Annotated in this window: 12 protein-coding genes; 7 read left to right on the top strand and 5 right to left on the bottom strand. The window is 69.4% G+C overall.

Annotated features, from left to right (window positions below):
• From F1599_RS15580 to F1599_RS15560, 5 genes are all read right to left on the bottom strand, one after another.
• On the bottom strand, positions 1 to 711 hold a 711-nt coding region (locus F1599_RS15580), incomplete at its 3' end, for a TetR/AcrR family transcriptional regulator (RefSeq protein ID WP_150083683.1).
• 69 nt (positions 712 to 780) lie between these two features.
• Complete coding sequence (gene upp, locus F1599_RS15575; RefSeq protein ID WP_223819671.1) at positions 781 to 1,398, bottom strand: uracil phosphoribosyltransferase; 618 nt, start codon at positions 1,396 to 1,398, stop codon at positions 781 to 783.
• 231 nt (positions 1,399 to 1,629) lie between these two features.
• Positions 1,630 to 2,925, bottom strand: a complete 1,296-nt coding sequence (locus F1599_RS15570) for a URC4/urg3 family protein (RefSeq protein WP_187829086.1) — start codon at positions 2,923 to 2,925, stop codon at positions 1,630 to 1,632.
• A gap of 23 nt (positions 2,926 to 2,948) precedes the next feature.
• A complete protein-coding gene (locus F1599_RS15565) occupies positions 2,949 to 4,187 on the bottom strand; it encodes a GTP cyclohydrolase II (protein ID WP_149316200.1) in 1,239 nt (412 codons plus the stop codon).
• Positions 4,188 to 4,376: 189 nt separating this feature from the next.
• Positions 4,377 to 5,456 carry an acyltransferase family protein gene (locus tag F1599_RS15560; RefSeq protein ID WP_150083682.1) on the bottom strand — a complete coding sequence of 360 codons (1,080 nt, stop codon included), beginning with the start codon at positions 5,454 to 5,456 and terminating at the stop codon, positions 4,377 to 4,379.
• A 254-nt stretch (positions 5,457 to 5,710) separates the two neighbouring features.
• Between F1599_RS15560 and F1599_RS15555 the strand changes: the two genes are divergently transcribed.
• The 7 genes from F1599_RS15555 (at position 5,711) to F1599_RS15525 (ending at position 13,086) form a co-directional block, all read left to right on the top strand.
• Positions 5,711 to 6,643, top strand: a complete 933-nt coding sequence (locus F1599_RS15555; protein WP_150083680.1) for an amino acid ABC transporter substrate-binding protein — start codon at positions 5,711 to 5,713, stop codon at positions 6,641 to 6,643.
• A 183-nt stretch (positions 6,644 to 6,826) separates the two neighbouring features.
• Positions 6,827 to 7,117 carry an amino acid ABC transporter permease gene (locus F1599_RS15550; RefSeq protein ID WP_149316203.1) on the top strand — a complete coding sequence of 97 codons (291 nt, stop codon included), beginning with the start codon at positions 6,827 to 6,829 and terminating at the stop codon, positions 7,115 to 7,117.
• Between the two features lie 380 nt (positions 7,118 to 7,497).
• Positions 7,498 to 9,264, top strand: coding sequence for a glycosyltransferase family 39 protein (locus tag F1599_RS15545; protein WP_150083678.1), 1,767 nt, complete (start codon positions 7,498 to 7,500; stop codon positions 9,262 to 9,264).
• Positions 9,261 to 9,632 carry a DMT family transporter gene (locus F1599_RS15540; RefSeq protein ID WP_150083676.1) on the top strand — a complete coding sequence of 124 codons (372 nt, stop codon included), beginning with the start codon at positions 9,261 to 9,263 and terminating at the stop codon, positions 9,630 to 9,632. Before F1599_RS15545 ends, F1599_RS15540 begins: the two co-directional genes overlap by 4 nt.
• A gap of 120 nt (positions 9,633 to 9,752) precedes the next feature.
• The gene (locus tag F1599_RS15535) at positions 9,753 to 10,943 is read left to right on the top strand and encodes a DegT/DnrJ/EryC1/StrS family aminotransferase (RefSeq protein WP_150083674.1); all 1,191 of its coding nucleotides are present in this window, start codon (positions 9,753 to 9,755) and stop codon (positions 10,941 to 10,943) included.
• Positions 10,922 to 12,166: a glycosyltransferase gene (locus F1599_RS15530; protein ID WP_223819670.1), complete on the top strand. Its 1,245-nt coding sequence runs from the start codon at positions 10,922 to 10,924 to the stop codon at positions 12,164 to 12,166. Before F1599_RS15535 ends, F1599_RS15530 begins: the two co-directional genes overlap by 22 nt.
• Complete coding sequence (locus F1599_RS15525) at positions 12,154 to 13,086, top strand: formyltransferase (RefSeq protein ID WP_150083672.1); 933 nt, start codon at positions 12,154 to 12,156, stop codon at positions 13,084 to 13,086. Before F1599_RS15530 ends, F1599_RS15525 begins: the two co-directional genes overlap by 13 nt.
• Positions 13,087 to 13,090: the final 4 nt, after the last annotated feature.

Genomic DNA, 13,090 nt, shown 5'->3' with positions numbered 1-13,090 from the left:
CGCCGTCGCCGTGCCGCGCGCACGCCGGCCGGCGCGAGCCGGCGCGGGCGGCGTCAGGCCGCAGCCGCGCAGCACCAATGCCACCAGATGTTCGGTCGCGCGTTCGTAGTCGCGCCGCTCCAGCCGCTGCACGCCGAGCACCGCGCAGATCTGGGCCTCGAAGTCGGCATAGGTCTGCGTGGCGGCCCAGATCGTGAAGAACAGATGGCTCGGATCGATCTGCGCCATCCGTCCCGCGGCGATCCAGCCATGGATCACCACCGACTTGCGGCCCACCAGGCTGCGCAGCGCGTCGCGCAGCACGTCGCCGATCTCGGGCGCGCCATGGAGCAACTCGTTGGCGAACACGCGCGACGCGTCGGGATAGCGCGCCGACAGCCGCATCTTGGCGCGGATGTACTGCTCGAGCGCAGCCTCCGGCGAGCGCCTGGCGCTGATGATGTCGGCCTGCGACAGCCACAGCCGCAGCGTGTTGGCGAGCACCGCGCGATAGAGTGCCTGCTTGGTGCGGAAGTAGTAGTGCAGATTGGACTTCGGCACGCCGGCGCGCGTGGCGATCTCCGCCATGGTGGCGCCCGCGAAGCCGGCCCGCGCGAACACCGCTTCGGCGGCACGCAGGATGCGCGCCTCGTTGCGCTGGCGGATCCGGCCGGCGTTGCCGTCGCGGCCGGCCAGCGCCTGCAGGCGGGTGGCGGGAGCTAGCGCGTCCATGGCGAGGCCGGGCGTGGCGGCGCCAACGCCATCGTCGTCACGGCCGGATTCCTGGCGGGCGCCACGGCGTCAGCGCGTGCCATAGAGCCGGTCGCCCGCATCGCCAAGTCCGGGCACGATATAGCCGTGCTCGTTCAACTGCTCGTCGATCGCGGCGGTGACGATGGCCACATCGGGATGCGCGGCCTGCAAGGCGCGCAAACCCGGGCGCGAGGCAATCAGGCAGACGTATTTGAGCGCGGTGACGCCCGCCTCCTTGAGCCGGTTCAGCGCGGCGATCGCGGAATTGCCGGTCGCCAGCATCGGGTCCACCACGATCACCTGACGCTCCTGGATATCGTCCGGCATCTTGAAGTAGTACTCGATCGGCTCCAGCGTTTCCGGGTCGCGGTACAGGCCGATATGGCCGACCCGCGCGGCCGGCAGCAGGTCGAGCATGCCATCGAGGAAACCGTTGCCGGCGCGCAGGATAGACACCAGGCACAGCTTCTTGCCAGACAGCATCGGCGACTGCATCGGCGCGATGGGCGTCTTGATCGCCACGGTCTCCATCGCCAGGTCGCGCGTGGCCTCGTAGGTCAGCAGCTGCGCGATCTCGCGCACCAGGCGGCGGAAGTTGTCGGTGGTGGTGTCCTCGCTGCGCACCAGCGTGACCTTGTGCTGGACCAGCGGGTGGTCGACCACCATCACGGAAGCGGCGGCCGGCGCGATGGGCGGCACGCCCGCGGGCAGTCCCGCGGACAGTCCCGTGGGCAGCCCCGTGGACAGCGCCACGGACGGATCGACGGACAGATCGGCAGACAGGGCGGTCATGATGGCACTCCTCGATGCGGCCGTGGCCGGATGCGGCCGGGGCGGAACGACGGCGTGCAGGCGCGCAGCGTTTGCGACAGCCGCGCCCTGCACGGGCTCAGGAACTCAGAACACGGTGCCGTCGCTGTCGATCGCGAACGGCGGCGGACCGCCCGGCCGGCGCTTGGCGGCGATGCGCCGGCCCGCCGCCCAGGTACCGCCCTCCAGCACGCGCGCCAGCGGAAAGGCCTCGGCGGACAGGCCCAGCGCCTGCCGCGTTGCCTCGGCGACCAGATCGAGGCCCGTCACCGTCAGTGCGCGCCATTCGACGATGGCGGGCTCGTCGACCCGGTGCACCGCCTCGGCAAAGCTCGCATCGCGCGGCACCATCAGCTCGAAGTCGTACAGCAGGCCGCCGTTGCGATATTCGGGCAGGCCCGTCAGCGCATCGAGCCCGGTCACCGTCAGGCCGCCGTCCTCCAGCGGCTCGAGCAGCGAGTAGGTCAGCCACTGCGTCAGCTTGTGGAAGGGCACCAGGCCGTCGGGGCTGGCCGGATGGCGCCAGCAATCGCCAAGCGACACGCCTTCGAGCTGCAGCCGCCCCGGCCAGACCGGCCCCAGCGCGACCAGCAGCGTGCGCAGCACGAAGGCCGCGTCGATGCGCCCCTCGCTGGCATGCGCCTTCAGATAGTCGAACAGATTGCCGAGTCTTGCCGGCTCGCCGAACACCGCCGGCGTGGCCTGCGCGACCTTGCCGAGCCGGCGCACCAGACCCGCCCGGCCCTCGAGGCCGACCAGCGGATTGTGCTGCGCGACCTGGAAGGCAGTGGCCAGCGTCGAGGGGTCGATCTGCGCCAGCCGCTCGGCATCGGAGCGCAGCGGCTCGTCCGGCGTCGCGGAGAAACCGCCGCGCGCGAACAGGTCGAAGCTGGCCACGCCCAGCCCTTCGGAGCGGCTCAGGCTCAGGTCGCTGGCCGGGTCGCGGTAGCGCCAGTCGGGCCCGGCGCCCGCGTCGAGCAGCACGCTGGGAATCACCAGGTCGATGCCGATGCGCGCGCGCTCTTCGCGATGATCGTCGCCGGTCAGCGCCGCGCGTTCGCAGAGGATGCCCCAGCGGTCGCGCAGCTCGCCCGGTCCGCCGCTCTCGAAATGGCGCCAGCGGCTGTGGTAGGGCACCTGCAGATCGCGGTAGCGCGAACGGATGGTGGTGGCCACATAGTCGGCGATCGCCGGGACCCGCTCGGGATGCCAGCTGAACCACTGCGAATCCCCGGCCGCCACCGCGGCCGTCACGGCGGCGCAGCGCGCGCGCACCGCCTGCGCCGTCAACAACGCCGACGCCGGATGATCGGGTTCCACCCAGCTTTGCCAGCCCTCGCGCGAAGCACGGGCCTGCGCGCCGGCTTGCCCCGCCGCGCCCATCGATGCCGCATCGTTTCGTTCTGTCATTCGTCCAGTCCCCTGCCCTTGGCCACCGTCAGTTCGGTGGCGTCCGGAGGCGTGTAACGGGTGAAGTAGCCCGCCGCCACCTTGGCGTCGATCTCCACCCTCGCATCGGCCGGAATCAGCGCATCGGGAATCGGCACCTGCTCGACCACTTCGATTCCCTGCGCGACCAGCGCGCCGTGTTTCATATTGCTCATCGAGGCCCAGCGGTCAATGCGACGGATGCCCAGCCAGTGGAAGACATCGGGCATCAGCTCCTGGAAGCGCATGTCCTGCACGCCCGCCACGCATTCGGTCCGCGCGAAATAGGTCTCGGCGCGGTCGCCGCCGACCTGCCTCTTGCGCGCGTTGTAGACCAGGAACTTGGTGACCTCGCCCAGCGCGCGGCCTTCCTTGCGGTTGTAGACCACCAGTCCGACCCCGCCCTGCTGGGCCATCTCGATGCACACCTCGATACCGTGCGCCAGATACGGGCGGCACGTACAGATGTCCGACCCGAATACGTCCGATCCGTTGCATTCGTCGTGCACGCGGCAGGCGACAGGCGTCTGCGGCTTGCCCAGCTGGCTGACGTCGCCGAAGAAATACAGCGTCATGCCGCCGATGGGCGGCAGGAAGACCTTCAGGTCGGGACGGGTCACCAGCTCCGGGAACATGCCGCTGGTCTGCTCGAACAGGCTGCGGCGCAGCGCGCTCTCCTTGATGCCGAAGCGGCGCGCCATGCCGGGCAGATACCAGACCGGATCGACGGCGGCCTTGGTCACCCGCACGTCGCCGTTGGCAAACAGGATCCTGCCGTCGGGGATCAGCCGGCCGGCGGCGATCGCCGCCACCAGTTCCGGCATGTTGATATGGGCGCGCGTGACGGCGATGGTCGGCCGGATATCGACGCCCGCAGCGATGCGGTCGGCGAAGACGGTCGAGACCAGATGTCCCCACGGGTCCAGCGACACGATCTTGTCGGGATCGCCCCATTGCGGATGCGGGCCGATGGGCTCGGCCGGCGCGGTGTCGGTCAGGTCGGGGCGGTGGTCGCGCTGCAACGTGCCCGAAGCGACCGCCAGCGCGCGATAGACCGCATAGGCGCCGGCATGCGTCCCGATCACGTTGCGATGCGCCGGATTGGTCAGCGTCGCTATCACGGGTCCGCGCTCGGCCGCGGTCGGCGCCCCCCAGTGGATCGGCTCGGCCGGCTTGTCGCGGCGTGCGTGCGAGGTCAGGACGATGTGATCGGACATGGCAGCCTCGAGGCGTGAATCCTGACCAAACGGTCAGGTTTACCTTGATGGTAGGCAATCGCCATGCCAAGCGCGTATGGGCGTTTTCCCCTTTTGAGTACGCTCCCTCACCAATTGCGGCACAACAACGGTTCATGCGGCGCCCACGTATCGTGCAGCGCCGCCGATGTTGCAGGCGGGCAACGCCTGCTAGCCGGCGAGCCCCGTACGGTTGCGCAACAACAACTTGCCCAGCGACGCGAGGGGGTCGCGCGATTCGACATATCGGTAAAAAAGCGCACCGGCGGCGTTGCTGGCCAGCCACGCCATCGCCATGCCGGCCGCGTTGAGCCACGGCATGCCGGGCGCGAGCTGCGACATCAGGCTGTTGACCAGCAGGCAGATCGGGAAGTGCACCAGGAACACCGAGTACGAGATCGCGCCGAACGTGGCGAAGACACGGCCGCGCGGCCACGACGACAGCCAGCCGCCGCGCCGTGCCATCGCCAGCCACAGCGCGACGACGACCGCCAGTGCGATGCGCGAGCGCATATCGACCATCAGCGCGGCGACGCCCACCGCCGCGAGCGCCGCGATCCACCAGGGGGAGCGCCCGCGATTGGAGGCCCAGTAGCCGAGCACGCCCAGGCCGTAGGCGCCGAAGAAATAGATCGCCCACATGTCCCAGCCGGCGTCCCGGTTGAACCAGAACAGCGAGGCCAGGCCGAGCGCCGCCACCAGCGCCACGCCCACGCGGACACGCCAGCCGGCGGGCATCCGGCGTGCCAGCCAAAGCGCCAGCAACAGCAGCCCGAACAGCTGGAAGTCGATCGCGACATACCAGACGCCCGCGGACAGCGCGTCGATATCGAGCACGTCGTGCAACAGCAGCAGATGCGCCAGCAGCTGGCCCCATTGCGGCGGCGCCGGAATCGAGGGATGGTCCATGCCCTGCCGCGCGAGCGCCGCCGCGGCGATGGCGAGGACAATGGCCGCGGCGAAGGGCACGACGAGCTTGCGATAGCGGCGCAGCAGCGCCGCCAGCGGGCGGGACGCGCGCAGCAGGCCGTCCGGCGCCAGGCTGCGCGCCGCCAGGAAGCCGCCGATCACCAGGAAGAGCTGGACGGCGATGCGCGCGTAGTCGGCGAGCCAGTCGATCAGGGCGGGGGCGAGGGAATGGGCCGCATCGGACATCGGCCCGTAGAAGGCCAGATGGTGCAGCACGATCAGTTGCGAGCCGATGGCCTTGAGCGCATCGATGCCGGCCAGGCGCGCGGGTTGCGAAGACATGGGTGACAGACGGGAAGCGAACGGGAACCAAACGGAAATCGCGGCCCAGCCCCGACGCGCCCGTGCGCGACGCGACACCGGGCGCGTGGCCCGGGATTGTACCCGGGTGCAGGTGCCGGCGCCGCCATGCTGGACCGGTCATTGTGCCCGCGTCATCACATCGACCTAGGGTATTTACTTATGACGAAGTTGTCCTTCCCCTGACTCCTCCCTATCGCTACCCTTTGGTCTTTGCTGTTTTCTATCGCCTCGCCATGCTGTCCTCCCTTCGTTCTTTCCGTCGCCCTCTTCGTTCGTTCCGCCCGGTCCTCCTCGCGGCAGCCCTGCTCGGCACCGGCATCGCCCACGCCGCCGGCGCCGAGGCGTTGCACGGTCCGGTCATCGACAAGATCCGCTCCAGCGGCACCATCGTGCTCGGCTACCGCGAGTCCGCGCTGCCGTTCTCGTTCGCCGACGACAAGGGCCAGCCGGCCGGCTACGCGGTCGACCTGTGCCTGCGCGCGGCCGAGGGCGCCCGACAGGCGCTCGGCCTGAAGGACCTGAAGGTGCGCTGGATGCCGCTGACGCCGCAGAACCGCATCCCCGCCATCGTCAACGGCCTGGTCGACCTCGACTGCGCGCCGAACACCAACACGCTCGAGCGCCAGAAGCAGGTCGCCTTCAGCGTCTCGCACTATGTGTCGACGGTGCGGATGCTGGTGCGTGCCGATGCGGGCATCGACTCGCTCGAGGACCTGCGCGGCAAGACCGTGGTGACCAGCGCCGGCTCGACCGGCGACCGCCACGTGCGCCGGCTCAAGGGCCAGTACGGCTATCGCGACGTCTACGCCAAGGACCACGGCGAATCGTTCCTGCTGCTCGAGTCCGGCCGCGCCCAGGCCTTCGTGATGGACGACGTGCTGCTGGCCGGCCTGCGCGCCCGCGCCAAGGATCCATCGCAATTCGTGATCGTCGGTCCCGCGCTGTCGGTCGAGCAGAACGCGCTGATGCTGTCGAAGGCGGACCCGGCGTGGAAGCGGCTGGTCGACGAGACCCTGGCCGGCGTCTATCGCGGCCCGCAGATCGAGGCGCTGCAGCAGCGCTGGTTCCAGAAGCCGATCGGCGGACGTGGCATCAACCTGGCGCTGGCCCCGTCGGCCGAGGTCCGCGAGGCGTGGAAGCATCCGTCCGACGCGGTCACGGAATAGGCGCATACCGGGGCCGGCGACCCCGGCAATCCTCGCTTTCCATGAGGCCGACGCGCCCGCGACGCCCGGTGTGACTCGCTTGACAGCCGCAAGACAGGTTGGAGACACTGGCGCGGGCGGCGCGTCGGCGCCTGCCCATCGTCAGCCGCCCATCCGATGGACGGCAACTTTCGAGGAGACACCATGAGCAAGTTCGTCGCGACGGCCATCGCGCTGTGCATCGGCACCGCCTCGCTGGCGGTGCACGCCCAGAACACCGGCGGCAAGAAGCAGTTCGACCCGTACTCGCAAGGCGCCAAGGCGGGCGAGAAGTTCGACCCCTACAGCCAGGGGGCGAAAGCCGGCGACAAGTTCGATCCCTACACCCAGGGCACCAACCAGAGCACGCGCGCCGATCTCGCGCCGGGCCAGGACGAAGGCAAGAAGAACGGCCACAAGGCGAAGAAGGCCAAGCCCGCCAAGCCGGCGAACTGACATCGGCCCGACGGGCCAGCCCGGGGCGGCCCGTCCCGATGGCGAATTCAAGAACCCGCTGCCGGCGGGTTTTTTTGCGTCCGTGCGCCCATCGCGCGCCGCCCGTGCCCGCGCGGGCGGCGGTGCGTCGCCGCTGCCGACCGGGGCGACGAGGCACGAAAAGTGAAATGGACGCCACAGGACATATGTCCCGAGCCGGAAAAAGCCCCTCCGGTGCGGTCCCGTGTAGGACATTTTTCGGTATCAGCCGTCATAGCTTTCGCACAAAATGCGAACTTCGCCGTTGACATAGGCGTCGTATGCACCACACGGAGCGGCAGCGCTCCGTAGCGGGTTGTCAGCAAGCGGCCGAGGCCGCGCAGCACCGTTTCAGGAGTTTCATGCGCCGTTCCCCGACCACGCGCGCCGCCGGCTTGTCCGCGGCGGTGATTGCCCTGGTCGTCCTGTATATCGTCCTGCTCTGGTTCGGGACGCTGGACGCCCGCCATCTGTTGCGCTCCGACGAAGGCCGCTATGCCGAGATCGCCCGCGAGATGTTCGCCAGCGGCGACTGGGTCACGATCCGCTACAACGGCGTCAAGTATTTCGAGAAGCCGCCCTTTCACCTGTGGGTGACGGCGCTGACCTATACCGCCTTCGGGCTCGGCGAGTGGCAGGCGCGGCTATGCGTGGCGCTGTCCGGCTTCATCGGCCTGCTCGCGTCGATGTGGGCGGCCGGGCGCTGGTTCGGCGCGCGCGCCGGCTGGCTGGCCGGCCTGGCGCTGGCCGCCGCGCCGATGTGGAGCGTCGCCGCGCACTTCAATTCGCTGGACATGACGCTGGCCGGCGCGCTCGCCTGCGTGCTGGCCTGCATGCTGCTGGCGCAGCATCCGGACACCACCCCGGCCGCACGCCGCGGCTGGATGCTGGGCTGCTGGGCCGCGATGGGCGTCGCCATCCTGACCAAGGGGCTGATCGGCATCGCGTTGCCCGGGCTGGTGCTGGTGGTCTACACCGCCATCACGCGCGACTTCGGGCTGTGGCGCCGCCTGCATCTGCTGTGGGGCGCCGCGCTGCTGCTGGCGATCACGGTGCCGTGGTTCTGGCTGATCGCCGAGCGCAATCCGGAATTCCTGCGCTTCTTCTTCATCCACGAGCATTGGCAGCGCTATACGACCAGCGTCCATCATCGCCAGGGACCGGTGTGGTACTTCGTGCCCCTGTTGCTGGCCGGCTTCCTGCCGTGGCTGGCGCTGGCGCCGGGCATCTGGCGCGCGGTGCGCCGCGAGCGGACCGAGGCCGCGCAGGCGGCGCAGGCGGGGGAGCCGGCAAATGCCGTCCCGCTGCGCCCAGCCCTGCTGATGCTGGTCTGGGCGGGCGCCATCTTCGTCTTCTTCAGCCTGTCGAACTCCAAGCTGCCCGGCTATATCGTGCCGATCTTCCCGGCGCTGGGGATGCTGGCCGGCGTCGCGCTGGACCGCATCGGCGACACCGGCTGGCGCCGCCTGGTGCTGCTGATGCTGGGCGTTTCGGTGCTCGGGCTGGCCGCCACGCCGGTGGTCGCGACGCTCGATTCCGACAACACGCCCAACGCCTATTACCGGATCTTCGCGCTGTGGATCGGCGCCGCCTTCGTCGTCATGTTCGCCGGCGTGCTGCTCGCCCACTGGCTGGCGCGGCGCAACGGCCGGCCGGCCAGCATCGTGGTCTACGGCCTGGCGATGTACACCAGCTTCACGGTCGCGCTGCTCGGCCATGAGGTGATGGGCCGGCGCACCTCCGGCATCGACCTGGTACCCGCCATTCAGCAGGTGCTGAAGGACGACATGCCGTTCTATGGCGTCGGCATGCTCGACCACACGCTGCCGTTCTACCTGCGCCATCCGCTGACGCTGGTCTGGCATCCCGACGAACTGCAGTTCGGCCTGCAGCAGGAACCGGACAAGTGGATTCCGACGCTGGAGGCGTTCGAACAGACGTGGCGCAACGGCCGGCCCGCGGTCGCCATCATGTCGCCGGAGATGTACACCAGATTGCAGGCTCAGGCGTTGCCCATGTATCGGGTCGCCGAAGACGTGCGCCGCGTCGTGGTCACCAATTTCGCTGCGCCGCCCGCGCCTGCTGCCCCGGCCGCGTCCGCAGCGCCCGCTTCCGCTTCCAATCGATGACGATCACCACCTTCGCTTTCATCCTGACCGGCGTGTTGCTCAACGCCTGCGCGCAACTGCTGCTCAAGGCCGGCGTCAACGCGGTCGGCGCGATCGCGCTGGACCGCGCCACGCTGTTCGATACCGCGCTGCGCGTGCTGGCCCAATGGCCGGTGCTGGCCGGGCTGAGCCTCTACGTCGCCAGCGTCGCGGTGTGGATCGTCGGTCTGTCACGCGTCGATGTATCGATGGCCTACCCGATGCTGTCGCTCGGCTATGTGGTCAACGCGGTGGCCGCATGGTGGCTGTTCGGTGAGATGATCGGACCATTGCGGATGGCCGGCATCCTGCTGATCCTGGCCGGCGTGTTCCTGATCGCGCGTTCGTGACCGGTGTTTCCGACCGCTTGTTCTCGACCCCGCTTGTTCTCGACCCCGCTTTCTCGACCACGCCTGCCCGACCACGCTGCCGACCTTCCGTTGCCGCTGACGTCCTGACGACTTCGCCCGATGCCCGCTTCCGCCCAATCCACCCAAGCCGCCGCCCCATCCGCTGCGCCCTTCCTGCCCTTCGTCAGGCCCGACATCGACGCCGACGCGATCGCCGCGGTCGGCGAGGTGCTGGCCTCGGGCTGGATCACCTCCGGCCCGAAGATGCAGGCCTTCGAGGCCGCGCTGTCGGCGCTGTTCGACGGACGGCCGGTGCGCACCTTCGCCAACGGCTCGGCGACGATGGAGATCGCCCTGCGGATCGCCGGCATCGGTCCCGGCGACGAGGTGATCACGACCGCGATCACGTGGGTGGCCACCGCCAACGTGATCGTCGCGGTCGGCGCGCGACCGGTGTTCGTCGACATCGATCCGCGCACGCGCAATCTCGACCTCGACGCGGTCCAGGCCGCGATCACGCCGCGCACCCGCGCGATCCTGCCGGTCTATCTGGCCGGCTTGCCGGTCGACATGGATCGCCTCTACGCCATCGCCAGGAAACACGGCCTGCGCGTGATCGAGGACGCCGCGCAGGCGATCGACTCCCGCTGGCGCGGCCGCCGCATCGGCAGCTTCGGCGACCTGGTCAGCTTCAGCTTCCAGGCCAACAAGAACATCACCACGGTCGAAGGCGGCTGCCTGGTGATGAACGATGAGGACGAGGCGCAGCGCGCCGAGCGCCTGCGCCTGCAGGGCGTGATCCGCAGCGGCCTGGACGGCATGGACGTCGAGGTGCCGGGCGGCAAGTTCAACCTGACCGATGTCAACGCCGCGATCGGGCTGGCACAGCTGACGCGGCTCGACGCGATCACCGCGCGCCGCGCGGCGCTGGCCGGCGCCTACATGGACGCCGCCGCGCGGCATGGCCTCGCCGAACTGGGCATCGAGCTGCCGGTCGCCGGCGACCCCGCGACAGCGCTGCCGAACTGGCATATGTTTCAAGTGGTACTGCCCGCCGAGCGCCTGCAAGGCGGACGGGCCGCGGTGATGCAGGCCCTGCGCGAGGCCGGCATCGGCACCGGCGTGCACTACCCCGCGCTGCATCTGTTTACGTACTACCGCTCACTGGGCTGGCGCGAAGGCATGCTGCCGCACGCCGAGCGCATCGGGCGGGGCATTCTCACGCTGCCGCTCTTCCCGGCCATGCAAGAGGCCGATGTCGAGCGCGTCTGCGCCACGCTGAACGAAACATGCAAACGTCTGCTTCCGTAACTTCCGAACTGCTGTCCTGCGCGATGCCGCATCCGCTGCCGGGCCAGCCCACGCGCATTCGTGACGACGCGACCGCGCGCGACGACGAGACCGCGCCGCTGCCGGGCCAGTCGTCGCCGTCGCGCGCCAGGCCGATCGAGGTCTCGGTGGTGATCCCCGTCTACAACGAGGAGGCCGGCCTGCAGGCGCTGTTCGACCGGCTCTATCCCGCGCTCGATGGCCTGGCCACCAGCTACGAGATCGTCTTCGTCAACGACGGCAGCACCGACCGCTCGGCGCAGATCCTGGCGCGGCAGTTCCGCCAGCGGCCCGAGGTCACGCGCGTGGTGATGTTCAACGGCAATTTCGGCCAGCACATGGCGATCCTGGCCGGCTTCGAGCATGCGCGCGGCCGCATGGTGATCACACTCGACGCGGACCTGCAGAACCCGCCCGAGGAAATCCCGCGGCTGGTCGAGGCGATCCGCGCCGGCCACGACTATGTCGGCACGATTCGCCGCCAGCGCCATGACAGCGCGTTCCGCCGCGTCGCCTCGTTCGCGATGAACCGGCTGCGCGAACGGATCACGCATATCCGGATGACCGATCAGGGCTGCATGCTGCGCGCCTACGACCGCAGCGTCGTCGATACCATCAACGCCTGCCGCGAGGTCAATACCTTCATCCCGGCGCTGGCCTACACCTTCTCGTCGAATCCGGTCGAGATCGTGGTCGGGCACGAAGAGCGGCATGCGGGCGAATCGAAGTACTCGCTGTATCAGCTGGTGCGCCTGAACTTCGACCTGGTCACCGGCTTCTCGATCGTGCCGCTGCAATGGTTCTCGATGATCGGCACGATCCTGTCGCTGCTGTCGGGCGGCCTGTTCGTGGTGCTGCTGGTACGGCGTTTCCTGCTGGGCTCCGAGGTACAGGGCCTGTTCACGCTGTTCGCGTTCAACTTCTTCCTGGTCGGCATCATGCTGTTCGGCATCGGCCTGCTGGGCGAATACGTGGGCCGGATCTATCAGCAGGTACGCGACCGGCCGCGCTATCGGATCAAGGCGATCCTGGACGCGTCGCAGGGCGATGCGCGACGCGGCGACGGCGGACGACGGTCAGGGCTGGAGGAGTTCAGGGAATTCAGCGAGTTCGATGAATCCGGCGACGGCGGCCGGTCCGGTCCCAGCGATCCCCACGACCCCCGCGATCCCCGTCACGACCGGAAGCCCCCATGCGCGCCGTAGTCTTCGCCTACCACAACGTCGGCGACCGCTGCCTGCGCGTGCTGCACGCGCGCGGCGTCGAGGTGGCGCTGGTGGTCACGCATCGCGATCGCCCCGATGAAACGATCTGGTTCCGCCGCGTGGCCGACACCGCCGCGGAACTGGGCTTGCCGGTCGTCCATGGCGACGATCCGAACGACCCGGCGCTGGCCGCCGCGGTCAAGGCCGCGCGGCCCGACATGCTGTTCTCGTTCTACTACCGCGCAATGATTCCGCCGGCCGTGCTCGCACTGGCGCCGCGCGGCGCCTTCAATATGCACGGCTCGCTGCTGCCGAAGTACCGCGGCCGCGTGCCGGTCAACTGGGCCGTGCTGCATGGCGAGACCGAGACCGGCGCAACCCTGCACGCGATGGAGGCCAAACCGGACGCCGGCGATATCGTCGCGCAGACCGCGGTGCCGATCCTGCCCGACGATACCGCGCAGCAGGTGTTCGACAAGGTCACCGTGGCGGCCGAGCAGACGTTGTGGCGGGTCTTGCCGGCGATGCTGGCCGGCAACACGCCGCGCCGTCCTAACGTACTCGCCGAAGGCAGCTATTTCTCCGGCCGCCGTCCCGAGGACGGCCGCATCGACTGGCGGCAGCCGGCCGCCGCGGTCTACAACCTGATCCGCGCGGTCGCGCCGCCCTATCCCGGCGCCTTCACCGAACTGAAGGGCCGCCGCCTGGTGGTCGAACGCGCGCGCCGTCCGTTGCCGGCCGAGATGCCGCCGACGCAGGTGCTGGCCGGCCTCACGCCCGGCCTGCACGTGCTCGACGGCCGCATCGTCGGCCTGTGCGGCGACGGCGGCCTGGTGCTGATCCTCGCGCTCTCCGAAGGCAACGCGCCGCTGTCGCCCGCCGCCCTCGCCGCGCTGCTGCAGTCTTCTCCTCAAGCCTGAAGTC

Origin of the sequence: Cupriavidus cauae, from assembly GCF_008632125.1 — a bacterium.
GTDB classification, from domain to species: domain Bacteria; phylum Pseudomonadota; class Gammaproteobacteria; order Burkholderiales; family Burkholderiaceae; genus Cupriavidus; species Cupriavidus cauae.
The sequence above is the reverse complement of the archived record's forward strand: the minus strand, read 5'-3'. Positions and strand labels throughout refer to the sequence as shown.

Excerpts from the sequence above, each read along its gene's own strand:
- upp (WP_223819671.1), bottom strand. The coding sequence starts at position 1,398 with ATGGTGGTCGACCACCCGCTGGTCCAGCACAAGGTCACGCTGGTGCGC.
- F1599_RS15560 (WP_150083682.1), bottom strand. The coding sequence starts at position 5,456 with ATGTCTTCGCAACCCGCGCGCCTGGCCGGCATCGATGCGCTCAAGGCC.
- F1599_RS15550 (WP_149316203.1), top strand. The coding sequence starts at position 6,827 with ATGAGCAAGTTCGTCGCGACGGCCATCGCGCTGTGCATCGGCACCGCC.
- F1599_RS15530 (WP_223819670.1), top strand. The coding sequence starts at position 10,922 with ATGCAAACGTCTGCTTCCGTAACTTCCGAACTGCTGTCCTGCGCGATG.
- F1599_RS15570 (WP_187829086.1), bottom strand. The coding sequence starts at position 2,925 with ATGGGCGCGGCGGGGCAAGCCGGCGCGCAGGCCCGTGCTTCGCGCGAG.
- F1599_RS15540 (WP_150083676.1), top strand. The coding sequence starts at position 9,261 with ATGACGATCACCACCTTCGCTTTCATCCTGACCGGCGTGTTGCTCAAC.
- F1599_RS15525 (WP_150083672.1), top strand. The coding sequence starts at position 12,154 with ATGCGCGCCGTAGTCTTCGCCTACCACAACGTCGGCGACCGCTGCCTG.
- F1599_RS15555 (WP_150083680.1), top strand. The coding sequence starts at position 5,711 with ATGCTGTCCTCCCTTCGTTCTTTCCGTCGCCCTCTTCGTTCGTTCCGC.
- F1599_RS15565 (WP_149316200.1), bottom strand. The coding sequence starts at position 4,187 with ATGTCCGATCACATCGTCCTGACCTCGCACGCACGCCGCGACAAGCCG.
- F1599_RS15535 (WP_150083674.1), top strand. The coding sequence starts at position 9,753 with ATGCCCGCTTCCGCCCAATCCACCCAAGCCGCCGCCCCATCCGCTGCG.
- F1599_RS15545 (WP_150083678.1), top strand. The coding sequence starts at position 7,498 with ATGCGCCGTTCCCCGACCACGCGCGCCGCCGGCTTGTCCGCGGCGGTG.